This window comes from Rhizobium sp. No.120 (assembly GCF_054558365.1).
Genome location: NZ_BAAJNQ010000015.1, coordinates 58,208 through 80,505, shown reverse-complemented (window position 1 = coordinate 80,505; position 22,298 = coordinate 58,208). Strand labels below are relative to the sequence as shown.

Below are 22,298 nucleotides of genomic sequence, written 5' to 3'. Positions count from 1 at the left end.
ACATATGCTGGAAAATTCATTACCAACTCACCTTGGCGCTGTCAACCGAGTCTTTTCGGCCTGTTTTGACAACAACTCATCCACGGGGGCTTGACTAACGATCTTCCTGTGCAAAAATATAAATAGATGAATATTTATTCACACGAGGAAATGATGGAGCCTTCCGAACTTGAACGCGTTGCTCGGCAGATACGTCTGCGAGACCTCCAGGCAGTCTACGAGGCAGGGGCCGGACATATCGGCGGCGAGATGTCCGTGATCGATCTCCTGACCGCGCTGTATTTCCGCGTTCTGCGCGTCTGGCCGGATCAGCCGAAACACCCCGATCGGGACAGGTTTGTGCTGTCGAAGGGACATACGGCATGCGCGCTTTACGTCACTCTGGCGAAACGCGGCTTCATTCCGGAAGACGAGATTTCAACGTTCCTGAAGCCGCACTCGCGCCTCAATGGCCACCCCAATTGCAACAAGGTGCCGGGCGTCGAAACCAATACCGGTCCTCTCGGACACGGCTTGCCGGTTGCTGTTGGCATGGCCAAGGCGGCGAAACTATCGGGCGCCGGCTACCATACCTACGTGATCACCGGCGATGGCGAGATGCAGGAGGGCTCCAACTGGGAAGCGATCATGGCCGCGGCGCAGTTCCGGCTTGATAACCTCACCCTGATTGTCGACCACAACCGTTTCCAGCAGGGTGCCGCGCTTTCGGATACGAATGACATAGCACCTCTTCGTCCTAAGCTCGAAGCCTTTGGCTGGGAGGTTACCGAAATCGACGGCAACAACATGCATGAGGTCGTCCCGGCGCTCGAGCACCGAAGCGACCGTCCCCACTGCATTGTGGCCCACACCAACAAGGGACACGGAATCTCTTTCATGCAGGACCGCGTCGACTGGCACCACAAGGTTCCGAACAAGGAACAGTACGAAGTCGCATTGGCAGAATTGTCGGAGGCACTTTAATGAACGCGCCCGTGAATGCACCCAAGCTCCATGACTGCCGAGACGCTTTCGCATTAACGCTCGAACGCCTTGCCGCCGAGAACGAAACGATCGTCGCAGTCTGCAACGATTCGGTCGGATCTTCGAAGCTCGGCGGCTTCAAGTCGAAGTTTCCCGACCGCCTGGTCAATGTCGGCATTGCCGAGCAGAACATGGTCGGCGTCGGCGCAGGCCTCGCCAATGGCGGACGCCTCCCCTATGTCTGCGGCGCCTCGCCATTCCTCACAGGTAGATCGCTAGAGCAGATCAAGGCCGACATCTCCTACTCGAATGCCAACGTCAAGCTCGTCGGTATTTCCTCTGGAATGGCCTATGGAGAGCTCGGCCCGACCCATCACTCCATCGAGGATTTCGCCTGGACGCGCGTTCTGCCCAACCTTCCCGTGATCGCGCCATGCGATCGCATCGAGACGGCGGCCGCGGTGGAATGGGCGGCAAATTACAATGGTCCATGCTTCCTGCGCCTGTCGCGGGTCGGCGTGCCCGACCTGCTGCCGGAGGATTATAAGTTCGAGCTTGGAAAGGCCAATCTCTTGCGTGAAGGTTCCGATGTCACGCTCATTGCGAACGGAACGTTGACCCATCGCATGGTGAACGCCGCCGATATCCTCGCGCAACGCGGCATAGAGGCCAGGGTGATCAATCTCGCCACGGTTCGTCCGATCGACGAGGATGCCATCATTGCCGCCGCCAAGGAAACCGGCGCGATCGTGACGGCGGAAGAACATTCGATCTTTGGCGGGTTGGGATCGGCCGTGGCCGAGGTTGTCGTCGACAACGCCCCCGTGCCGATGACGCGCCTCGGCGTTCCCGGCATCTACGCGCCGACCGGTTCTGCCGAATTCCTGCTCGATGAATTCGGCATGGCCCCACCAGCTATTGCCGACGCCGCGCAAGCGCTTATCAGGCGCAAATAGACGAACAGCACGCATTGGAACCGAGGCGGATTACCGCCCGTCCTTGTCATTAGAGCCGGATGATTTTAGCTCGAATCGAGCTAAAATCTGAATCCGCTCTGAAATCAAAGAAGTAGAGCATGATGTCGCCCGAGAACCGCTCACACGTTTCGGCACCATGCTCCGGTGGAGGATATGATGCGGGCCATTCTGGCAATCGACCAGGGAACCACCAATTCCAAGGCGGTACTGGTCTCCGAGAGCGGAGACATCATGGCCAGAGGCTCGGCTCCGGTGGGCATCTCCTATCCGCAGCCCGGTTGGGTCGAACAGGATCCCGATCGGATTTACGCATCCGTCTGTGAAGCGATCGCACTATGCCTGCAAAGCGCGCCAGGCGCGACAATCGGGGCAATAGCGATCTCCAATCAGCGGGAATCCGTCACTATATGGGATGCCGAAACGGGCAAGGCGCTTGGGCCGGTTTTGAGCTGGCAATGCCGGCGCACGGCGCCGGATTGCGAGCGTCTCATCGCGGACGGACATCTCAAGCGCGTCGAGGCGTTGACCGGCCTCCCCCTTGATCCGATGTTTCCTGGCGCGAAGTTCCGATGGCTTCTCGATCGGGTCGCGCATGGGAAAAAGGTCCGCATCGGAACGATCGACAGCTGGCTGATTCACTGCCTTACCGGCGGCCGCAAGCATGTCTGCGACGCTTCGAATGCCGCGCGAAGCCAGTTGTTCGACCTTGAGGCCCAAGCCTGGAGCGAGGAACTGGGCGCGATTTTCGGAGTCGATATCCGGCTCCTCCCCCAAGTGCTCGACAGTTCCGAGGACTTCGGAACAACGCATGGTCTTGCCGGCGTTCCGGATGGCACGCCGATCAGATCGGCTATCGGTGACAGCCACGCAGCATTGTTCGGCCACGGAGCCTTCAAGCCGGGCGACGGCAAGGCGACCTTCGGAACGGGGTCATCCGTCATGACCACACTTCCGCGTTTCATCGCACCGCGCAATGGCATTACCACAACGGTCGCCTGGCGCATCGCCGGACAGCCAACCTTCGCATTCGAAGGCAATATTCTTGTGTGCGCCGCGAGTCTGCCCTGGATGGCCGGCATCCTGGGTCTTCCGGATGTTGGCTCCCTTATCGACCTAGCGGCGACCGCTGAGCCCGATGGCCCGGGCTTCGTGCCCGCCTTCGTCGGTCTGGGCGCCCCGTACTGGAATTCCGACGCCCGTGCCCTTTTCTCGCAGATCAACTTCAGCACCACGCGCGCGCAGATGGCGCGCTCGGTCACCGACTCGATCGCTTTCCAGGTTCATGATGTAATTACGGCGATGCGGGCACAGAGCGGTGGCGATCTCGGCACGCTTTACGTCGACGGCGGCCCGAGCCAGAACCGCTTTCTCATGCAGTGCGTATCAAACCTGGTAAAACACGCTGTCATCCAGTGCGAGGCACCGGAAGCCTCGGCGCTTGGAGCAGCCTATCTTGCAGGTCTTTCGATAGGCCTGTGGCCGGATCTCGATGCCATCGCGGCGCTTCCGAGAAACAATAAGGTCATCGAGCCGGAAAACATCGACAGTATGGGCCTCCTGAACAGGTGGAATGATGCGCTGGCCCGCTCGACGTTGCGCGCAACACCGGTTAAAGGTGAATAAAAATTCACCCCGGGATCAACGATGGCTCGCCTTAACGAACTCCGCCTCATCTCAAGAGTTGCCCAGATGTATCACATAGAGGGCAAGCGGCAGGCGGACATCGCGCAGCACCTTCGCCTGTCGCAGGCAACCGTGTCGCGAATGCTGAAGCGGGCCGAGGCGGAAGACATCGTGCGGACAAGCGTCATTCCGCCCGTCGGCACCTACAGCGAACTCGAAGGAGCGCTGCGCGAGAAATACGGTCTCCCCGAGGCAATCGTCGTCGAATGCACCGAGGACCGGGACGGCGCCATCATGGCCCGGATCGGCGAAGCTGCCGCGCATCTTCTGGAGGTGACGCTTGCGCCCGGCGAAATCATAGGTGTGTCGAGCTGGAGCCAGACGATCTTCAGGATGGTGGAAAACATTCATCCGCAGAAGAGCGCCCAGGCCAAATATGTCGTTCAGACGCTTGGCGGGATGGGCGACCCGTCGGTCCAGACGCATGCCACCCAGTTGACCACCCGCCTTGCCCGACTGACGGGTGCCGAGCCGAAGCTTCTTCCCGTGCAGGGCGTCACGACCTCACGCGAGGCCAAACTCCTGATGCAGGCGGATCCGTTCGTGCGGGAGACCATGGATCTTTTCGGCAGCATCACCCTCGCCATCGTCGGTATCGGCGCCGTCGAGCCATCGGAACTGCTGGCAAGATCCGGCAATATCTTCTCGTCGCGAGAGCTTGCCGATCTTGCCGAGGCAGGTGCAGTCGGCGATATATCGCTGCGGTTCTTCAACAAGGATGGCAAACCTGTCAAAACGCCGCTCGACGAGCGTGTCATTGGCTTCCCGCTTGAAGATCTGGAACGAGTCGATCGGGTCATCGCGCTTGCCGGCGGAGCGAAGAAGACCGCAGCAATCGCCGGAGCCCTCAGGATCGGAGTTATCGATACGCTGATAACGGACAAATTCAGCGCCGAGCGCCTGATCGAACTCTAGTCAATGACCGACGGCAACCTCCGGTCAGCAGCAATTGCCGCCTATCTGGCGACATGAAGAGCATTTTGTCGTTTTGCATTTAATCGGTGCGGTCACCATGCGGACAAAGATGCGAGCGGCGGCATTCGGCAGCGCGGTACGAACAAGGCTTGCTGGTGATAATCCGCTTGAGTAGCTGCCTGCCTTCTTCAATAGCCTGATCAGCAATCGCCTCGTGGCTTTCGTATCATGCCGGCTTTGAACCATCTCGAGAACTTAGCCGCTTTTCGTGATAGCTAGACAGACGCAGAGGGCTGGCGTTAAGCTTCAGCTTTGCAACAGCGATACCAGAACCATGAATATGATTGGATCCCCGGGGAAATCGGGAGAAGACAACGAGGAAAAGATACTGACCAATCCGGCGCGGCTTGGAGGCCGTCTGAGGCTTGCCAGGCAAACCCGGGGCTTGACCCTTAAGGCTCTCGCCCTGGCCGCGGATTGCTCAGAAAGCCTGCTGTCGAAAATTGAGAACGGCAAGGCTTCGCCGTCGTTACCGATGTTGCATAGACTTGTCGGTGTTCTGGGTACGAATATTGGCTGGATGTTCGAGGAGGCCGACGGCGAAGAAGGTATTGTCTTCCGTTCCGGGACAAGGCCTTTGATTGGACTAGACCCGTTGCGCCGAGGGGAAGGCATCTCTCTCGAACGGATAATCCCCTATTCGCAAGGTCATTTGCTTCAATGCAACATCCACCATATTGAGGCTGGCGGCCAAAGTGCCGGGCCGATCCAGCATGTCGGCGAGGAGGTTGGATACGTTCTTGCCGGCGAGATCGAACTCATGGTCGACGAACGGACATTCCGGCTTTCCGTCGGCGACAGCTTCGTCTTCAACTCCGAACTGCCCCATTGGTATCGCAATGTCGGATCGGAGCGCGCAAGCATCTTCTGGGTCAATACGCCGGCGACTTTCTAGCGCCGCCACTGCCCTGAAAACGAACTCGCGATCATCTTCAAAATCATCAATTCAAGTCACTTGACAATCATTCAAGTTACTTGAATACTCCCCTTGCAATCCAAAAAACATGGGGAACGATCATGCATCTCAAGAAATATCTGTTCGGTTGCGCGATTGGCGCAACCGTCGCACTTGCCTGCAGTGCCGGCGCCGCGATGGCGAATACGCTGGCTCTCGTGACGATCAACCAGCAGGCTCTTTTCTTCAATCAGATCAATGACGGCGCCAAGGAGGCAGCAAAGAAAGCCGGCGCCGATCTCGTCATATTCAACGCCAACAACGTGCCTAGCGCGCAGAATGACGCCATCGAAAACTACATCACCCAGAAAGTCGACGGCATCATTTTGGTCGCCATCGACGTAAACGGTGTGAAGCCGGCAATCACCGCCGCCAAGAAGGCCGGCATCCCGGTCATCGCGATCGACGCCCAGATTCCGAACGGCGACAACATAGCCTTCGTGGGTGTCGACAATACCAAGGCTGGTGAGGAGATCGGCAAGTTCTATTCCGATTACGTCAAAGACAAGATGGGCGGCAGCGCCAAAGTCGGCGTTGTCGGCGCACTCAATTCCTTCATCCAAAATCAGCGTCTTGATGGCTTCAAGGCGGCGGTAAAGGCTCGCGGCCAGAAGGTCGACTTCCTTGATACCGTGGATGGCCAGAACGTGCAGGATGTCGCGCTCAGCGCGGCGGAAAATCTCATTACCGCCAATCCCGACATGACGACGCTCTATGCGACCGGCGAGCCAGCACTCCTCGGCGCCGTTGCGGCCGTCACCAGCCAGGGCAAAACAGGTAACGTGAAGGTCTTCGGCTGGGATCTGACCAAGCAAGCGATCGAGGGCATCGATCAGGGTTGGGTGACGGCCGTTATCCAGCAGGATCCGGCCGGCGAAGGCAAGGCGGCCGTCGAAGCCCTCGTCAAGGTGAAAAAGGGCGAGAAGATCGATCCGATCATCAATGTGCCTGTCACCATCGTCACCAAGGAAAATGTCGACAAGTTCCGGGGCATGTTCAAGTAGCTCCCGCATCTCGTCACGTCATGGCCGATCGCGTCGGCCATGACGTTGTGGCATCATGGCTGAGGCCATTTCCGCAAGGCAGCATTGATATGACAAACGCTGATACCTACCGCGTCAGGATGACCGGCATTTCCAAACGCTATGGCACGATGCAGTCGCTGGACAATGTATCGTTGACCTTGAAGCCGGGCGAGGTCCTCGGCCTTGTCGGTGACAACGGCGCCGGCAAATCGACCTTGAGCAAAGTGCTTTCGGGCGCGGTGATCCCGGATTCAGGAACGATCGAGATCGACGGAAAACCAGTTTCCTTTGCCTCGCCCGCTGATGCGCGCGCCGCGCATGTCGAGATGGTCTACCAAGATCTGTCCCTTTGCGACACCGTTGACGTGGCAGGAAATCTCTTTCTGGGGCGTGAACCGAAATGGAAGCTTGCGGGCATTCCGATACTCGACAAGAAGACCATGCATGAACGGGCGCGCCATATGCTGGAAGGGCTCGGCATCGTCATTCCGGACACGCTTCTGAAGGTCGAGAATCTCTCAGGCGGCCAACGCCAGTCGATTGCGATCGGACGTGCGGCGTCGTTCAATCCTTCGGTCCTAATCATGGACGAGCCGACGGCGGCGCTTGCAGTTGCCGAAGTCGAGGCGGTACTGGAGCTCATCCGCACGGTCAGCGCCCGCGGCGTCAGCGTCATTCTGATCACGCATCGCCTCCAGGATCTCTTCCTCGTCTGCGATCGCATCCAGGTGATGTATGAGGGACAGAACGTTGCCGAGCGCCTTATCGCCGAAACGAATATCGAAGAAGTCGTCAACCTGATCGTCGGTCGCAAGTTCTCCGCGCGCTCGGCCGGCCAACATACCGAGCGAGGCGCGTCCGTATGACCATGACATCCTCTCACGCCCAAACCGCCCCTTCATCCCGTTTGCGGAAGGCACGCCTCTATGACAAGGCCATAGCCAATGGCGGCATTGTTTCGATCGCTCTGTTTTTCATCGCGGTCTGCATTTTCTTCTCCCTCTTTACAAATGTCTTTCTGACCGCTCCCAATCTCTTGAACGTGGTCAGACAATCCGCTCCCTTGTTGATCGTGGCCGCGGCCATGACCTTCGTCATCACGACAGGCGGTATTGATCTTTCGGTTGGATCCGTATTGGCCCTTGCCGCAACGCTTTCAGCGGCCTGCCTGCAGGCCGGTATCCCATGGCCGCTGGTTGTCGTTCTGATGATGCTCCTTGGCGCGGCGACCGGCCTGATCCAGGGATATTTCGTCGCCTACGAACGGATTCCAGCTTTCATCGTCACGCTGGCCGGGCTATCGGTCATCAGGGGCCTCGCACTACTTATCACCGGCGGCTACTCGATTCCCATCGATCCGCAGAGCCCGTTCACCGCGATTGGCCAGGCCTGGTTCTTTGGCATCCCTGCCCCCGCGATGATCGCGATCGTTGCCCTCGTCGCGGCCTATATCGCTTTCAACGAAACGCCGTTCGGGCGATATGTCACCGGCATCGGTGCCAATGCCGAGGCGGTGCGCCGCGCCGGCGTCAACACGCGGCGCGTCACCCTATTCGTCTATGTGATATCGGGGGTAGCAGCCTCCACCGCCGGCATCATTCTTGCCGCGCGCCTGGGATCCGGCTCTTCAAATGCCGGGCAAGGCTTCGAGCTCGATGTCATTGCCGCAGTTGTACTGGGCGGTACGAGCCTGTTCGGCGGGCGCGGTTCAGTGGTCGGAACGGTGCTCGGAGCACTGACGGTTGCCGTTATCGCCAACGGCCTGATCCTTTCGCACATGTCGCCCTTCTTCACGCCGATCGTCACCGGGGTCATCATCCTCGTGGCAATCTGGTTGAACTTCCGCCTTTTCAAAGGCGCAGCAAGGGGCCGCTGAGCATGATGGATCATCTCTTTGCCGAGGCGGCCAGAACGCGTCATGCCATTGGCGTCCACACCGGATGCGCAATGACCGTGCTTGGCCCCATTCCGGTCGCGGACATGGGCTTGACGCTCATGCATGAGCACATCTTCCTTGACGGAGCGACCTCATGGAAGTGCCCTTGCCATCCAGACGAAAAGGCGATCGCCGAACAGCCGGTTGGAATAGAGATCATCGGCGAGTTGCGGATGAACCCCTATATGAACCGCGACAACGTCTCGCTGGATGATCGGGATCTGGCCCTAGCCGAACTTTCCCGCTTCCAGAAGCTTGGCGGCCATACCGTGGTTGAAACCACCAACTTTGGCATAGGGCGTGATGCCGAACAATTGGCCCGCATCGCCCGCATGTCCGGCCTGAAGATCATCATGGGGACCGGCTTCTACCTGGAGCATACGCATCCGGAGTGGCTGAAGGGCATGGATCTGGACGAAGTTGCCGCCTTCATCGTCAACGACGTCGGCGGTGGCGAAACCCAGCCTGACATCATGGCTGGCATCATCGGCGAGGTTGGCATCAGCAAGGACTTTACGGCAGAGGAGCAGAAGTCTCTCAGGGCATCGGCGCGAGCTGCCCGGTTGACTGGCCTGCCTCTATCCATCCATTTGCCGGGATGGGAGCGCCTTGCCCATCGGGTGCTTGATGTGGTCGAGGACGAAGGCGCGGACCTGCGTCACACTGTGCTCTGCCACATGAATCCCAGCCATAATGATCTTCAATATCAAAAGAGCCTCGCAGAGCGCGGTGCCTTCCTGGAATACGACATGATCGGCATGGATTATTATTACGCCGATCAGAATGCTCAATCGCCGTCGGACGAGGAGAACGCCAGGGCAATCAGGGCGCTCATAGACCTGGGCTATGCCGATCGGCTGCTTCTATCTCAGGACGTCTTTCTCAAGATCATGCTGACCCGCTATGGCGGCTTCGGCTATGGCTACATTCTCAAGCATTTCCTGCCGCGACTGAAGCGTCACGGTGTCGATCAGCAGGCGATCGACCAAATGCTGATCACCAATCCCCAATCGGTATTTTCCGCCTCGGCCTGAAGGTCGGGTGCATTCAAGGAGCAGACATGAGCAAGAAAAAGGTTCTTCTGGCGGGTGAATCATGGGTTTCGACCGCCACCCACATCAAGGGTTTCGACCAGTTTCCGACGGTGACCTATCACACCGGTGCCGACGAATTGCTGAAGGCATTGAAGGACAGCGCCTTTGATGTCACCTTCATGCCGGCCCATGAGGCTCAGCGTGATTTTCCGCTGAGAGCCGAAGCACTCGCGGAATATGACGCGATTGTTCTGTCCGATATCGGCGCAAACACGCTGCTATTGCACCCTGACACCTGGATTCATTCCAGGAGGACCCCGAACCGGCTGAAGCTGCTGCGCGATTACGTTACAAATGGCGGCGCGTTGCTGATGTTCGGCGGCTATTACAGCTTCCAAGGCATCAATGGCGGCGCGCGCTATCATAAAACACCGGTGGAGGAGGTGCTGCCGGTAACCTGCCTTGCCTTCGATGACCGCGTTGAAGTTCCCGAGGGGCTTTCGCCCGTCGTGACGGGCAATGACACCCACCCGGTTCTCAAGGGCCTCGGAAAAGACTGGCCCTACCTTCTCGGTTTCAATGAGGTGAAGGTGAAGCCAGGAGCCGACGTGCTTGCGACGGTTTCAGACGAATATGGTTCGCAGCCACTTTTGGTAACCGGCACTTATGGCGCCGGCAGAACACTCGTCTGGACTTCGGATGTCGGCCCGCACTGGCTGCCGCCGGAGTTCATTGCATGGAACGGCTACAAGACGCTCTTCGAGCAGATGCTGGCCTGGGCAACACTCAAGGACTGACGCCCATGCGCCTCCATGTCGTCGGCAATGTCTGCGTCGATACGAGCTTCAGCCTGCCGCGCCTGCCGCGTCCAGGGGAAACGCTTAATGCGAGTTCGATCGTTGAAGGCGTCGGAGGCAAGGGTGCCAATCAAGCCGTGGCGGCGGCGCGAAGCGGGGCAGCGGTGTGCTTCTGGAGCGCGCTTGGCGACGACGCCATGGCGGGTGGCGTGATCGAGATGCTGAAGAGCGACCTCGAGGTTGATCGGCTGATCCGCCTGCCTCTTTCCACCGACCGTTCGACGATCCTGTTGGAAGAAGGCGGCGAAAATGCCATCGTCAGCGCCGTCGCCTGTGCGCGGGCCTTCGATCCAATCCGGCAATCGGCCCTGACGCAGACCTGGAGCAAGGGCGACATCCTTCTGATGCAGGGCAACCTCTCCGGGGAGGTCACCGCCACCTGTCTGGAGCTTGCCGGAAGGTCGGGCCTGAAGACGGTGCTCAATGCCAGTCCACCATCGGACATGACCGTCGAGGATCTTGCCGATGTGGATATCGTCATCGTCAATCAAGGCGAAGCCGCGGCGCTGACGGGCATGGAAAGCCCAACGGCAGCGGCAAAGCTGCTCTTCGGCAACGGAGCGAGAAGCGCCGTCGTGACGCTTGGAAGCCAAGGCAGCCTCATATGGGATCGGGCGGATCATGCGCCTGTTATCCTCGCAGCACCCGAGAGTGCGGTGGTTGACACCAGCGGTGCGGGTGACTGCTTTGCGGGCGTCCTCGTTGGCCTGCTCGCACAAGGAAAATCCCTGACTGCAGCTGCGAAAGTGGCCACCAAGGCCGCCGGCATCTCAGTCGGTCGCCTTGGAACGCTCGCCTCCTACCCCTCACGGGCGGAAATTTCGGACATCATCAAGATATCAGAACTGGAAAACACATGAGTGGGACAATGAAGCCCATTGGGCAGGTAGCTGGCAACGCGCTCATCGATCTTTTCGGGCGCGAAAAGGCGATAATAGGCGTCGTTCACTTGGCGCCTCTTCCCGGTGCGCCGCGTTACTCCGGCGAGGAGATTGAGACCGTCTACCAGCGCGGACTTGACGATGCTCGCGCCTACCTTGCCGGCGGCTGTGACGCCGTGATCATCGAGAACCACGGCGATATTCCCTTTTCGAAACCGGATGATATCGGTCCCGAGACACCGGCCTACATGGCTGTCGTTTCCGATCGCATCCGCCGCGAACTCGGGGGGCCGATCGGCATCAATGTTCTTGCCAATGCCGCCATTCCGGCGCTTGCAATCGCCAGCGCGGCAGGTGCGGGCTTCGTACGCGTCAATCAATGGGCGAACGCCTATGTCGCCAATGAAGGCTTCATCGAGGGAGAAGCTGCCCGCGCAATGCGCTATCGCGCACGGCTCAATGCTCATGGCATCCGCATCTTCGCCGATGCCCATGTCAAACATGGAGCACATGCCATTGTTGCGGATCGACCCGTCGAGGAACAGGTCAAAGATCTTGTCTTCTTTGACGCAGACGTGGTCATTGCCACAGGTCAAAGGACAGGACATGCAGCCGATCTCGACTACATCAGAATGATCAAGCATGCGGCGGGCCTGCCGACGCTCGTCGGCAGTGGTGTGACGCCTGAGAATGGGAACGACATACTTTCGGTTGCCGATGGCGTGATCATTGCAAGCTCGCTGAAGTATGATGGCGTCTGGTGGAACGCAGTCGATCCGCAACGCGTGAAAGACTTCGTGACGGGCATCCATCGATGACGTCATGCCCAAAAATCAATGCGCAGCGTCTGCTGCGGCGCATTGCCGATTTTGCAACGATAGGAGCGACGCCAGCGGGAGGGGTTAATCGTCAGACGTTGAGCATCGAGGACAGGGCGGCGCGGCGCCTGCTTGCGGACCTAGCCATTGCCCGCGGATTCAGCGTCCACCAGGATGCGATAGCGAACCTCTTCATCCGACGTGAAGGACGCAATCCCTCGGCTGCGCCAGTCCTGATCGGCAGCCATCTCGACAGCCAGCCCACGGGAGGCAAGTTCGACGGTGCGCTTGGCACGCTGTCCGCCTTCGAGGTACTGGAAGCCCTTGAGGATGCCGGAGTCGCTACGGAACGATCCGTCGAAGTTGTGTCTTGGACCAACGAGGAAGGGAGCCGCTTCTCTCCCGGCTGCATGGGATCCATGGCCTTTGTTGGCGCGGGCGACATGGCTGGGTGGCAGGATATGCGCGGCACCGACGGGGCGACACTTGGCAATGAATTGACAGCGACATTGAAGGCATTGCCGGAAGCCAAGGTACAGCCGGTTGGCCATGCCGTGTCTGCCTTCGTTGAGGTGCATATCGAGCAGGGACCCGTGCTCGAGCGCGCGGGCATCCCGATCGGCCTCGTCGCTGGCGTGCAGGGAACCAGGTGGTTTCAGATTTCCTTCAACGGCGAAGCCGCCCATGCCGGCACAACGCCGCTGGAATTCCGCAGAGATCCCATGGCGGCCGCTGTCGCGGCGATTGCACGACTCCAGCTCGTCGTTATGCCAGCCGATCCGATGGCGCGGCTAACTGTCGGACGAATGAGCGTCGAGCCCAGTTCCGTCAACGTCATTCCGAGCAGCGTTACATTCACCATCGACATCCGACATCCTCAAGAAGACGTGCTTTCTTCCATCGAGGCCCAGATCGATACAGAATGCCGCGCGTCAGCTAAGCGCCATAGGGTCCAATTGCACATCGAAAAGCGCTTCGACTTGGCGCCTGGAAAGTTCGACACGACAGTTCTCGATGTAATCGATAATGCGTGCGAAAGGGTCGGCGTTCCCAACATGAAATTGGTCTCCGGCGCCTTCCACGATGCACTTTTCATCAGCAGGGCTGCACCGACTGCGATGATCTTTGTTCCATGCCGAGACGGTATCAGTCACAACGAAGCTGAATTCGTCACCTCGGAGCATATCGAGATAGGCGCGAAGGTGCTGCTCGAGACCACCCTTTCTTTGACCCGATGAGCAATGGTCTATGCCACTTAAAGGCATGAGACAACGGCGATCAAAGAATAAAAACTGACGGTGCAAACACATGCCCTCGTAGAACACCAACATTTGAATGAAGTTCGATGTATGCTCTTGAAGGGATTAGAACTTGCGGCCTCATTTGAGGTCGGGACCATCTGCCGCAAATTCAGCGACTTAGAGCAGAGATAGAATGCATCCAACCGAAATTACTGATGAGTTTCGCTTAAGGGTTCAGCGCCTGATTGAGGTCATGCAATCCGACCATCAGCATCATGGGGTCGGACGGAGAAGACAGAAAGCCCACGGCCTCGTAGAAGGCTCGTGCGTCATCTGAAATCGCATGAACCAGCATGCCTCGGATGCCAAGCACTTCAGCGGCATTGAGCAGGCGCAGGCCCGCATCGCGCACTAATGCCCTGCCGAGACCACGCCCCTGGTAGGACTGATCAATGGCGAGGCGACCAAGCACAGCGACCGGGATTGGATCAGGCATATTGCGTCGAAAACGGCCGGGCGCTTCCGGCGGTTTGACTGCGCCCGAGGCGAGCGCGTAATAGGCGATGACGCGGCTCTCCTCGCACACGACGAAGGTCCGCGATGCGCCGCTCGTTTGATTAGAACGCGCGCGGCGTCGCAGCCAGTCGTCCAGCTCAAGGACACCGGAATTAAACTCGGCCAGCTGATGATGATCGGCCAGGGGTGCCGGTGCGCTGAGGGTCACGCCTCATCCCACGGTGCTTTGGTCGACATGGTGCGTGCCAGACGCTCATTGTGCTGCGTAGGTGCATCGAGCCGGGCAAGATATTCAGCATAGATTTCGGGGCTTACCGTGAAGATAGTGCGATCGAGCAGCACTTCCTCTGCTCGCCGCTCGGAAGCCTCCAACATGAAATCCGTGCGCGTCTTACCAAGCAACTCAGCGGCGCGATCGATCAAGTTGCGGGTCGCAGGCTTGATCCGCATATTCAGCGGTACGCTTGCGTCCGGGCTTTTGCTCGTGTGTGAGGTAGACATGTCAAACTCCTGTTTGCACCTCACATAGCGTAATGACATCATCTTTACAAGAGCCGCAACGACATTGTCGTTACACTCACCCAGCCCTCCACCCAAGGTGGAGGTTTGTTTATCGATATAATTATGCCGTCCATGCAGACGGCTCGTAGCACACTCCGTTCCACGCATCATTTGTTCAAGAACGCGGCTGCTGATCCCGCGGCGCCATTACCGCGAAACTGCCCCGCAATGATCGCAAGAACCTCACTGGCAAGCCGACAGTCTTCTCTCCATTTGTCATTGATGCTGCAGCACGCTTAGACCGCCATCGATCGTTAGGCAGGTGGCATTCATAAAGGAGCATTCGTCCGAGATCATGAAAACCGCAGCGAGAGCGATTTCCCGTGGCGTAGCGATGCGTCCGCTCGGATGCAATTTCATGGTCTCCGCTTTTGCCTTCTCCGGATCGGGAAAACTGTTCCAGTAGTCAATGACCTTTTGGGTTTCGACATAGCCAGGTGCCAAAGCGTTTACGCGGACATTCTTAGCTGCATATTCGATCCCGAGCGACTTGGTCATGCCGAGGAGAGCGTGCTTGGCAACTGGGTAAGGGAAGGTATGCGGAATGATCGTGAAGGCGTGGGTCGACGCGATGTTGAGGATAACCCCTCCTCCCTGGGCGATCATATTGGGCAGTACGGATCGGCAGCAGTTCCAGGCGCCTTTAACGTTGATGTCGAAGCATCGTTCCCAGTCCTTGTCCGTCGTTCGCAGTGGCTCAGTGAAGACGTTGGCGCCAGCATTGTTTACGAGCGCGTTGACGCTGCCAATTTCGCTCGCCGCCTTTAAGACCGCTGCCTGTATGCTTTCCGCATCGGTAATGTCGGCGGTTTGATAGCCAAGGCTGGCACCGTCTTTCTTCAGCCTTCCGGCGGCTTGTTCCAGTAGAGCTTCGTCTCGATCGATTAGGAAAAGGCTCGCATCTTCGGCCGCGCACGCCTCCGCGATTGCCAATCCGATGCCCTGTCCGGCGCCGGTGATGAAGATCCGCTTTCCTGAAAGCCGATTTGGCATTTACTGCTCCTCTCTGCAGTGGGACGACATTCTCCGATAGCCGCGCGCTGGCCTATGTGGATCTTTTATGGCCGCAGGCAGATCGATCCCGCAAGTAACTCTTCTGATTCCAGGATCTTCATATCTGAGAATCTGGACGGTTGTGCGTATTGGGTGGTGGGACATGGGTTCGAAGCGGCAATAGTTATGGCAAAAGATCGGCTTGGATCTGGTGTCGCGAATGACCACGAATGCATGTCGATAGGCGTGTCGACAGTCAGCAGCCGGCCAGGACGTCTCTCTGTAAGCTGAAATTTGGTGCATTCTCCCCGCGCCGGCCTTCCGTCTCAATCCACAAACGCTGCGACGGCGCAAAGTGCGGCGTTTGAGAGGTGTAGGGGCAGGCCTCAAGAACGCAATCCACGCCCGTCATCCACTTCTAGCAATAAGCAAGCAATACATTGCCAAGGTTGGTACGCAAACCGAAAGCAGCTCTTCTTGCAACTCGATGATACCCATTGGATGCACGCGTCCCGCCTATATACCCAGAGCGTCCTGAGCCGAAAGATTCGCTGCGATCAAGACCCCGCCTATCAATAAATATGATTTATTTTTTAAGTTGACCCGCGTCATTTGCCCGATTCCCGAAATTTCGCCTCGCAGTTTGAGTTAACAGCGTATTCCTTTCAACCATCTTTGCTGCATCAGTATAAATAATCCTACATAAATATTGACCTGTATGATTTTTATTCGTAATCAAACGCTGCTGCCGACCAATGGCAGAGCGAGGTTTTAGGGAGAGAGATCATGCGCCTTTTCAAAGCGGCAATCCTTGCCGGCACTTTTGCCATTCTGACGGCCGGCTCTGGTTTCGCGGGCGACGTCAAAATCGGGTTCATCGTGAAACAGCCCGAAGAACCGTGGTTCCAGGACGAATGGAAATTCGCCGACCAGGCGGCCAAGGAGAAGGGCTTCACGCTCGTCAAGATCGGCGCCGAGGATGGCGAGAAGGTTCAGTCGGCGATCGACAATCTCGGTGCGCAAGGTGCGCAGGGCTTTATCATCTGCACGCCGGACGTAAAGCTCGGCCCCGGAATCGTTGCCAAGGCTGCCGCCAATCAGCTGAAACTGATGACGGTCGACGACCGCCTGGTGAATGCCGAGGGCAAGCCGCTTGAAGATGTGCCGCATATGGGCATTTCCGCAACGAAGATCGGCGAGACCGTGGGCCAAGCGATCGTTGACGAAATCAAGAAGCGCGGCTGGGACAGGAAGAATGTCGGCGCGATCCGCGTGTCCTACGATCAGCTGCCGACCGCCGTCGACCGCGTCGAAGGCGCGATCTCGGTTCTGAAGGCCGCAGGCTTCCCGGCTGCGAATATCTACGACGCCCCGCAGGCCAAGACCGATACGGAAGCAGCGCTCAACGCTGCGACCACCGTTCTCAACAAGCATGCCGATATCAAATACTGGGTTGCCTTCGGCCTTAACGACGAAGCTGTGCTCGGCGCCGTCCGCGCCTCGGAATCGGTCGGCATTCCCGCAACGAACATGATCGGCGTTGGTATCGGCGGCGCGGATTCGGCGATCAGCGAATTCAAGAAGCCCGCCGCGACCGGCTTCTTCGGCACGGTCATCATCTCACCGAAGCGCCATGGCTATGAGACGGCGCTCAACATGTATGACTGGATCGCCAACAGCAAGGAGCCGCCGAAGCTCACGCTCACTTCCGGTTCCCTCGCACTGCGCGGCGACTATGAGAAGGTTCGCAAGGATCTCGGCATCGAATGATCATCCAGGCAGGATGATGTCCGTCCGGCGGCCTCATAAATACCGCCGGACCTTCTCTCGATGGAGCAAGCATGGCTTTCCTTGAATTCAAGGGCATTTCCAAGGGTTATCCCGGTGTTCAGGCACTGTCGAACGTCTCTTTCGATGTCGAAAGAGGTGCCGTGCACGGGCTGATGGGCGAAAACGGCGCCGGCAAGTCGACGCTGATCGGGGTTCTCTCCGGCGACCAGGCTGCCGATAGCGGCAGCATGGTCATCGATGGCGTGGAGCAACACTATAGCTCTGTCCGCGATGCCTTTCATGCCGGCGTCATCGTCATCCATCAGGAACTGCAGCTGGTGCCGGAACTGACGGTTGCCGAAAACCTCTGGCTCGGCCGTTTTCCCGGCAAGGCCGGCGTGATCGACGGCAAGACGCTGATCGAGACCGTTCGCACGAAGCTCAAGGAAATCGGCATCGATGTTGATCCCGCGGCAAAGGTATCCTCGCTGTCGATCGGTGCGCGCCAGATGGTGGAGATCACCAAGGCCGTCATGGTCGATGCGCGGGTGATCGCGCTCGACGAGCCGACCTCCTCGCTCTCGTCACGTGAAAGCGAAATCCTGTTTTCCCTGATCGACCGGTTGAGAGCCAACGGCACCGTCATTCTTTATGTCTCGCATCGCCTGGATGAGATCTTCCGGCTCTGCGACAGCCTCACCGTGCTGCGCGACGGCAAGCTTGCGGCCCATCATCCTGACATTGCCGATACGACGCGCGAACAGATCATCTCGCAAATGGTCGGCCGCGAGATCAACAATATCTGGGGCTGGCGCGAACGCCCGCTCGGCGAGGTGCGTCTGGAAGTCAAGGGTCTCTCCGGTTCGAAGTTGCGCAATCCCGTCAGCTTCTCGGTTCGCAAGGGCGAAATCCTTGGCTTTTTCGGCCTCGTCGGTGCCGGCCGAAGCGAAATGGCCCGGCTTCTCTATGGCGCCGATCACCGTCATCAGGGCAGCGTCTCGATAGACGGCGTTGCCGTCGCGCCGAACAATCCGAAGGCGGCCATCAGTGCCGGCATGGTTCTCTGCCCTGAGGATCGAAAGTTCGACGGCATCATTCAGGGGCGATCGATCGAGGAAAATATTGCGATTTCTTCGCGGCGGCATTTCTCGCCCTTCGGCATCCTCAATCCGAAGCAGGAAGCCTCGGTCGCCGATCAGTTCATCGCCAAGCTCAGGGTCCGTACGCCCTCCCGCAAGCAGGATATCGTCAATCTCTCGGGCGGCAACCAGCAGAAGGTCATCCTTGGCCGCTGGCTTTCGGAACAGGGTGTCAAGGTCCTCGTCATCGACGAGCCGACGCGCGGCATCGATGTCGGTGCCAAATCGGAAATCTATGAAATTCTCTACGAGCTGGCGGCTGGCGGCATGGCGATCGTCGTTATCTCCAGCGAGCTTCCCGAGGTCATGGGCATTTCCGATCGCATCATGGTCATGTGCCAGGGGCGCGTCGCCGCCAATGTCGCTCGCGCCGACTTCGACGAACGGGCCATTCTGACCGCAGCCTTGCCCGATAAGAATGCCGTCGGCACGATCTAATTCAGGAATGGTAGTGATGAATTCGTTGAAAAAAATTCTCCTTGGCGAACAGGGCCTCGTGGTGATCTTCGCGATCGCCTTTGTGATCGTCTCGCTCTTTGTGCCGAGCTTCCTGACGGAGCGCAACATGCTCGGCCTGCTGCAGTCGGTGGTGACGATCGGCATCGTCGCCTGCACTATGATGTTCTGCCTGGCCTCGCGCGACTTCGATCTCTCGGTCGGCTCGACGGTCGCCTTTTCGGGCATGATCGCCGTCATGGTGTCGAACTCCACCGGCTCCATTCCACTCGGCCTGCTGGCCGCACTGATCTGCGGCAGCGTCGTCGGCGTCGTCAATGGCGTCGTCATCGCCAAGTTCCGCATCAACGCGCTGATCACCACGCTCGCGACGATGCAGATCGTGCGCGGCCTCGCCTTGATCACGTCTGATGGCCGCGCCGTCGGCATCAACGATCCGGCCTTCTATCAGCTCGCGCTGTCGCGCTTTCTGACGGTGCCGACGCCGATCTGGATCATGCTGCTGCTCTTCATCATCTTCGGCTTCACGCTCAACCGCACCGTTTTCGGCAAGAACACGCTTGCGATCGGCGGCAATCCCGAGGCGTCGCGTCTGGCCGGCGTCAATGTCGTCAAAATGCGGATCTGGATCTTTGCCTTGCAGGGTCTCGTCTGCGCCATTGCCGGCATTCTGCTTGCCTCGCGCATCACCTCGGGCCAGCCGAACGCGGCAACCGGGCTCGAGCTCTCCGTCATCTCGGCCTGCGTGCTCGGCGGCGTGTCCCTGGCAGGCGGCCGCGCAGCGATGACGGGCGTGATTGTCGGAGTCCTCATCATGGGCATTGCCGAGAACGTCATGAACCTGCTCAATATCCAGGCCTTCTATCAATATCTCGTGCGCGGCTGCATTCTGCTGCTTGCCGTTCTGTTGGACAACCTGCGGTCGTCCGCGGCCGGGCGTGGCAGTCGCGTATGACGGTCGGATTTCCTTGGAGAAGTTTGGGGAGAAATTTATCGGGCTTGCAGTTACACGTTGATGCCGGGGCATGGTGCCGCTCATGATGGCTGCCGGGCCGGCGGAAGGGAGTGTTAGGGATGAGTACGCGTTTGGAGTCTTTACGGACGCATGCTGGGGCTGCGCCCGAGCAGGGAAGGCGCACCGTGCGCGAGGAGCTATTGAAGAAGCTCATCGGCCAGATCGTCTCGGGTGCTCTTGCCGAGGGCTCGGTCCTTCCCAATGAGGCTGAGCTTTCGGAGGTTTACGGCGTCAGCCGCACCAGCCTGCGCGAAGCCATGCAATATTTGTCTGCGCTGGGGATGGTTCGCTCGCGCACCCGCGCCGGCACCACGGTCCTACCACGAGAGAACTGGAACTATCTCGATCCGCTGGTTCTGGATGCGACCCTGGCACTGAGCAACGACCGCAGCTTCTACGATTCCCTGCTCGATGCGCGGCAAGTGCTGGAACCCGCCGCCGCCGCACAGGCGGCTGCCAATGCCACGGCAAAGCAGCTCGCACAGATTGCCGAGGCCTTCGAGGATATGGTTGCCGCCAATGCCCGGGACAACGAGGCATGGAGCCAGGCGGATCTGGAGTTTCATACTGCGATCATCAATGCCAGCGGCAACTGGGTTTTCCGTCAGTTCGCCACTGCGATCCGCGCCGCTTTGCTCGCGAGTTTTCGCCTGACCAACCGGGCCAGCCAATCGCATGACTACGCGATCGCGCGCCATCAGGATGTCCTGGATGCGATCCGCATGCGCCGGCCCGATGCCGCACGTTTTGCCATGGAGCAGCTAATCGGAACGGCGAGGATGGAGCTTAGCGACGCGCTGCGCACTGCAAAGTCGAAAGAACAATCGAATTCAAGCTTCTAAAAGCCCGCGCTAGCAATAGGATTTCCTTGGCCTGACAACCATTTGAACTCGTAGTTCAGCCCCTGGGTCCAGAATCTTCATGCCATGCGCCTCTGGTCCCTCCGGCAGGTTGAATGCATCGACGGGGTGCGAGACCGGCTCGAAGCAGAAAAAGTCAGCCTCACTTGATGGCGAGAAAACTACGTATTGGCAAAGATCCTTGCTCGCTTCCACCTCCACCGAAACACCGCGACCCGGCCAGTCAATCTGCGCCTTGCGGTCCCAGCCCGTAAACCAATTGTTGATCCAGGACGATGGCAGGTGTCGCTTTGTGCAAAAGTTCATATCGGGGTGGTGAGACAGCAATTCAATCGAGCGCGGTAGATGATCATCGCTTTCAAGCCAGACGCGTGTAGCGTTTGCTGTTAGATAGGTTTGTTGGTCGCGAACGAACCAGGGGTGAAATCCTGCGCCATAAGGCAAGCGAATGCTTGCGCGGTTTGTTATCGTCAGCTCCATCACCAAATCCAGGCCCTCAAGGCGATAGATTACATGAGCGTCGTAGCGAAACGGGCCTGGCCCATCACACCTCAATGTCAACGCGATGGCGTCCGCCGTGTGCTCGGCAATCATCCAAGCTGACGAGAAGGCGCTTCCGTGGATCGGGTATTCTTCCGTCGGCATGTTTCGTTCGATAGCGTAAAATGTACCGTCGAATGTGAAACCGCCTCCTGAAACGCGCCCACTAAAGGGCGCGAGAAGGATATTGGACAACGCAAAGGGATGTGCGGTCGTATCGCTGACACGCCGAAAGATCGGAAGCCATTCTCCGCTGCAAAGGACATCATATCCTGTTAGTCCGGCCCCCAGCTCCGGTCGAATGGTTATTGTCGCGACGCCGTTGTTGAGCGTAACGCCCATCACCAGCCGCCATCGATGGCAATGTTCTGCCCAGAAATCATATCCGACGCCGGCGAGACCAGGAATAGGACGAGCTGCGCAATATCCAAAGGTTGGATGCGCTTCTTCAGCGACTGGTTCTCGATGATCCAATCATTATATTGTTGCAGGCGATCTCCGAACACACGCTCCTCGGCTTCCGAGACGACGGCGCCGGGCGAGATCGCATTGACACGGATGCCATGTGGACCGAGTTCGCGGGCGAGCGATTTGGTGAGCCCATACATGGCGCCTTTGGAGGCGACATAAGGTACATAGCCGTCCCAGCGCCCATTAAGCGTAATCGAGCAGAAGTTGACGATCTTGCCGTAGGCTTTCCGTTTCATGTCGGGTATCGTGGCCCGCGTTAGCGCAAAGGCGGCCGACGAATTGACCCTCAACTGATCCTCATACTCCTCAAGCGAAAACTCTTCGAACGGTTTATTGATGATCAGCGCCGCATTGTTGATCAGGATATCGATGCCACCATGTGCTGCCGCGAGTTCGGCCACTTTTCGCTCGCTGTCTGCAAGCCGGTTGAGATCCTGCTCGATATAGACTGCTTTGCTGCCGGTTTCGGAGGCAATACCTTGAGCCAAGTCGTCGCCGCCCTCAACCCCGGGCCGATCCAGCAGCAGTAATGCCGCGCCCGCCGCCGCCAGTGACTTAGCCTGTGCTCGACCAAGCGTACCGAGCGCGCCGGTTAGTAGCGCAGTTTTTCCTGAAAGCACTGCCATGTTCGC

Annotated in this window: 22 protein-coding genes; 17 read left to right on the top strand and 5 right to left on the bottom strand. The window is 58.5% G+C overall.

The window, feature by feature from the left end:
- Positions 1 to 153: 153 nt before the first annotated feature.
- The 13 genes from ACYJRZ_RS27655 (at position 154) to ACYJRZ_RS27595 (ending at position 13,342) form a co-directional block, all read left to right on the top strand.
- On the top strand, positions 154 to 963 hold the full coding sequence (locus ACYJRZ_RS27655) for a transketolase (RefSeq protein WP_459464141.1): 810 nt from the start codon (positions 154 to 156) through the stop codon (positions 961 to 963).
- Positions 963 to 1,919 carry a transketolase family protein gene (locus ACYJRZ_RS27650; protein WP_459464077.1) on the top strand — a complete coding sequence of 319 codons (957 nt, stop codon included), beginning with the start codon at positions 963 to 965 and terminating at the stop codon, positions 1,917 to 1,919. The genes ACYJRZ_RS27655 and ACYJRZ_RS27650 overlap by 1 nt, the downstream gene beginning before the upstream one ends.
- Before the next feature lie 177 nt (positions 1,920 to 2,096).
- A complete protein-coding gene (locus ACYJRZ_RS27645) occupies positions 2,097 to 3,563 on the top strand; it encodes an FGGY family carbohydrate kinase (protein ID WP_459464139.1) in 1,467 nt (488 codons plus the stop codon).
- Between the two features lie 21 nt (positions 3,564 to 3,584).
- Complete coding sequence (locus tag ACYJRZ_RS27640) at positions 3,585 to 4,538, top strand: sugar-binding transcriptional regulator (protein ID WP_069614393.1); 954 nt, start codon at positions 3,585 to 3,587, stop codon at positions 4,536 to 4,538.
- Between the two features lie 340 nt (positions 4,539 to 4,878).
- Positions 4,879 to 5,493 (top strand): cupin domain-containing protein, encoded by a 615-nt coding sequence (locus ACYJRZ_RS27635; protein ID WP_459464138.1) that lies wholly within the window; start codon positions 4,879 to 4,881, stop codon positions 5,491 to 5,493.
- Positions 5,494 to 5,615: 122 nt separating this feature from the next.
- Positions 5,616 to 6,557 carry an ABC transporter substrate-binding protein gene (locus ACYJRZ_RS27630; protein ID WP_459464075.1) on the top strand — a complete coding sequence of 314 codons (942 nt, stop codon included), beginning with the start codon at positions 5,616 to 5,618 and terminating at the stop codon, positions 6,555 to 6,557.
- An 89-nt stretch (positions 6,558 to 6,646) separates the two neighbouring features.
- Positions 6,647 to 7,444 (top strand): ATP-binding cassette domain-containing protein, encoded by a 798-nt coding sequence (locus ACYJRZ_RS27625; RefSeq protein ID WP_459464073.1) that lies wholly within the window; start codon positions 6,647 to 6,649, stop codon positions 7,442 to 7,444.
- A gap of 2 nt (positions 7,445 to 7,446) precedes the next feature.
- On the top strand, positions 7,447 to 8,454 hold the full coding sequence (locus ACYJRZ_RS27620; protein ID WP_459464136.1) for an ABC transporter permease: 1,008 nt from the start codon (positions 7,447 to 7,449) through the stop codon (positions 8,452 to 8,454).
- Positions 8,455 to 8,459: 5 nt separating this feature from the next.
- Positions 8,460 to 9,548: a phosphotriesterase family protein gene (locus ACYJRZ_RS27615; RefSeq protein WP_459464134.1), complete on the top strand. Its 1,089-nt coding sequence runs from the start codon at positions 8,460 to 8,462 to the stop codon at positions 9,546 to 9,548.
- Between the two features lie 26 nt (positions 9,549 to 9,574).
- Positions 9,575 to 10,345, top strand: coding sequence for a glutamine amidotransferase (locus tag ACYJRZ_RS27610; RefSeq protein ID WP_459464071.1), 771 nt, complete (start codon positions 9,575 to 9,577; stop codon positions 10,343 to 10,345).
- Positions 10,346 to 10,350: 5 nt separating this feature from the next.
- Complete coding sequence (locus ACYJRZ_RS27605) at positions 10,351 to 11,265, top strand: PfkB family carbohydrate kinase (RefSeq protein ID WP_459464069.1); 915 nt, start codon at positions 10,351 to 10,353, stop codon at positions 11,263 to 11,265.
- Entirely contained in the window at positions 11,262 to 12,104 is an 843-nt protein-coding gene (locus ACYJRZ_RS27600) for a BtpA/SgcQ family protein (RefSeq protein WP_459464067.1), read from the top strand. Before ACYJRZ_RS27605 ends, ACYJRZ_RS27600 begins: the two co-directional genes overlap by 4 nt.
- A complete protein-coding gene (locus tag ACYJRZ_RS27595; RefSeq protein ID WP_459464065.1) occupies positions 12,101 to 13,342 on the top strand; it encodes a Zn-dependent hydrolase in 1,242 nt (413 codons plus the stop codon). The genes ACYJRZ_RS27600 and ACYJRZ_RS27595 overlap by 4 nt, the downstream gene beginning before the upstream one ends.
- Positions 13,343 to 13,571: 229 nt before the next feature.
- Here ACYJRZ_RS27595 and ACYJRZ_RS27590 read toward each other — a convergent pair whose 3' ends face one another.
- The 3 genes from ACYJRZ_RS27590 to ACYJRZ_RS27580 form a co-directional block, all read right to left on the bottom strand.
- Complete coding sequence (locus ACYJRZ_RS27590) at positions 13,572 to 14,069, bottom strand: GNAT family N-acetyltransferase (protein WP_459464063.1); 498 nt, start codon at positions 14,067 to 14,069, stop codon at positions 13,572 to 13,574.
- A complete protein-coding gene (locus ACYJRZ_RS27585; protein ID WP_459464061.1) occupies positions 14,066 to 14,362 on the bottom strand; it encodes a type II toxin-antitoxin system TacA family antitoxin in 297 nt (98 codons plus the stop codon). Before ACYJRZ_RS27585 ends, ACYJRZ_RS27590 begins: the two co-directional genes overlap by 4 nt.
- Before the next feature lie 276 nt (positions 14,363 to 14,638).
- Complete coding sequence (locus tag ACYJRZ_RS27580; RefSeq protein WP_459464059.1) at positions 14,639 to 15,415, bottom strand: SDR family oxidoreductase; 777 nt, start codon at positions 15,413 to 15,415, stop codon at positions 14,639 to 14,641.
- Between the two features lie 786 nt (positions 15,416 to 16,201).
- Here ACYJRZ_RS27580 and ACYJRZ_RS27575 point away from each other — a divergent pair.
- From ACYJRZ_RS27575 to ACYJRZ_RS27560, 4 genes are all read left to right on the top strand, one after another.
- The gene (locus ACYJRZ_RS27575) at positions 16,202 to 17,185 is read left to right on the top strand and encodes an arabinose ABC transporter substrate-binding protein (protein WP_459464057.1); all 984 of its coding nucleotides are present in this window, start codon (positions 16,202 to 16,204) and stop codon (positions 17,183 to 17,185) included.
- Between the two features lie 71 nt (positions 17,186 to 17,256).
- On the top strand, positions 17,257 to 18,762 hold the full coding sequence (gene araG, locus ACYJRZ_RS27570) for an L-arabinose ABC transporter ATP-binding protein AraG (RefSeq protein WP_459464055.1): 1,506 nt from the start codon (positions 17,257 to 17,259) through the stop codon (positions 18,760 to 18,762).
- 16 nt (positions 18,763 to 18,778) lie between these two features.
- Positions 18,779 to 19,735 (top strand): L-arabinose ABC transporter permease AraH, encoded by a 957-nt coding sequence (gene araH / locus ACYJRZ_RS27565; RefSeq protein WP_459464053.1) that lies wholly within the window; start codon positions 18,779 to 18,781, stop codon positions 19,733 to 19,735.
- A 119-nt stretch (positions 19,736 to 19,854) separates the two neighbouring features.
- Positions 19,855 to 20,637 (top strand): FadR/GntR family transcriptional regulator, encoded by a 783-nt coding sequence (locus ACYJRZ_RS27560; protein WP_459464051.1) that lies wholly within the window; start codon positions 19,855 to 19,857, stop codon positions 20,635 to 20,637.
- Positions 20,638 to 20,646: 9 nt separating this feature from the next.
- Here the strand turns inward: ACYJRZ_RS27560 and ACYJRZ_RS27555 are convergent, their stop codons facing one another.
- Both ACYJRZ_RS27555 and ACYJRZ_RS27550 read right to left on the bottom strand, forming a co-directional pair.
- A complete protein-coding gene (locus tag ACYJRZ_RS27555) occupies positions 20,647 to 21,537 on the bottom strand; it encodes an aldose 1-epimerase (protein WP_459464049.1) in 891 nt (296 codons plus the stop codon).
- Entirely contained in the window at positions 21,537 to 22,292 is a 756-nt protein-coding gene (locus tag ACYJRZ_RS27550; protein ID WP_459464047.1) for an SDR family oxidoreductase, read from the bottom strand. The genes ACYJRZ_RS27555 and ACYJRZ_RS27550 overlap by 1 nt, the downstream gene beginning before the upstream one ends.
- Positions 22,293 to 22,298 lie beyond the last annotated feature (6 nt).

Excerpts from the sequence above, each read along its gene's own strand:
- ACYJRZ_RS27555 (WP_459464049.1), bottom strand. The coding sequence starts at position 21,537 with ATGGGCGTTACGCTCAACAACGGCGTCGCGACAATAACCATTCGACCG.
- ACYJRZ_RS27655 (WP_459464141.1), top strand. The coding sequence starts at position 154 with ATGGAGCCTTCCGAACTTGAACGCGTTGCTCGGCAGATACGTCTGCGA.
- araH (WP_459464053.1), top strand. The coding sequence starts at position 18,779 with ATGAATTCGTTGAAAAAAATTCTCCTTGGCGAACAGGGCCTCGTGGTG.
- ACYJRZ_RS27620 (WP_459464136.1), top strand. The coding sequence starts at position 7,447 with ATGACATCCTCTCACGCCCAAACCGCCCCTTCATCCCGTTTGCGGAAG.
- ACYJRZ_RS27625 (WP_459464073.1), top strand. The coding sequence starts at position 6,647 with ATGACAAACGCTGATACCTACCGCGTCAGGATGACCGGCATTTCCAAA.
- ACYJRZ_RS27615 (WP_459464134.1), top strand. The coding sequence starts at position 8,460 with ATGGATCATCTCTTTGCCGAGGCGGCCAGAACGCGTCATGCCATTGGC.
- ACYJRZ_RS27650 (WP_459464077.1), top strand. The coding sequence starts at position 963 with ATGAACGCGCCCGTGAATGCACCCAAGCTCCATGACTGCCGAGACGCT.
- ACYJRZ_RS27585 (WP_459464061.1), bottom strand. The coding sequence starts at position 14,362 with ATGTCTACCTCACACACGAGCAAAAGCCCGGACGCAAGCGTACCGCTG.
- ACYJRZ_RS27635 (WP_459464138.1), top strand. The coding sequence starts at position 4,879 with ATGATTGGATCCCCGGGGAAATCGGGAGAAGACAACGAGGAAAAGATA.
- ACYJRZ_RS27580 (WP_459464059.1), bottom strand. The coding sequence starts at position 15,415 with ATGCCAAATCGGCTTTCAGGAAAGCGGATCTTCATCACCGGCGCCGGA.
- ACYJRZ_RS27605 (WP_459464069.1), top strand. The coding sequence starts at position 10,351 with ATGCGCCTCCATGTCGTCGGCAATGTCTGCGTCGATACGAGCTTCAGC.
- ACYJRZ_RS27560 (WP_459464051.1), top strand. The coding sequence starts at position 19,855 with ATGAGTACGCGTTTGGAGTCTTTACGGACGCATGCTGGGGCTGCGCCC.
- araG (WP_459464055.1), top strand. The coding sequence starts at position 17,257 with ATGGCTTTCCTTGAATTCAAGGGCATTTCCAAGGGTTATCCCGGTGTT.
- ACYJRZ_RS27600 (WP_459464067.1), top strand. The coding sequence starts at position 11,262 with ATGAGTGGGACAATGAAGCCCATTGGGCAGGTAGCTGGCAACGCGCTC.
- ACYJRZ_RS27630 (WP_459464075.1), top strand. The coding sequence starts at position 5,616 with ATGCATCTCAAGAAATATCTGTTCGGTTGCGCGATTGGCGCAACCGTC.
- ACYJRZ_RS27595 (WP_459464065.1), top strand. The coding sequence starts at position 12,101 with ATGACGTCATGCCCAAAAATCAATGCGCAGCGTCTGCTGCGGCGCATT.
- ACYJRZ_RS27645 (WP_459464139.1), top strand. The coding sequence starts at position 2,097 with ATGCGGGCCATTCTGGCAATCGACCAGGGAACCACCAATTCCAAGGCG.
- ACYJRZ_RS27640 (WP_069614393.1), top strand. The coding sequence starts at position 3,585 with ATGGCTCGCCTTAACGAACTCCGCCTCATCTCAAGAGTTGCCCAGATG.
- ACYJRZ_RS27550 (WP_459464047.1), bottom strand. The coding sequence starts at position 22,292 with ATGGCAGTGCTTTCAGGAAAAACTGCGCTACTAACCGGCGCGCTCGGT.
- ACYJRZ_RS27610 (WP_459464071.1), top strand. The coding sequence starts at position 9,575 with ATGAGCAAGAAAAAGGTTCTTCTGGCGGGTGAATCATGGGTTTCGACC.
- ACYJRZ_RS27575 (WP_459464057.1), top strand. The coding sequence starts at position 16,202 with ATGCGCCTTTTCAAAGCGGCAATCCTTGCCGGCACTTTTGCCATTCTG.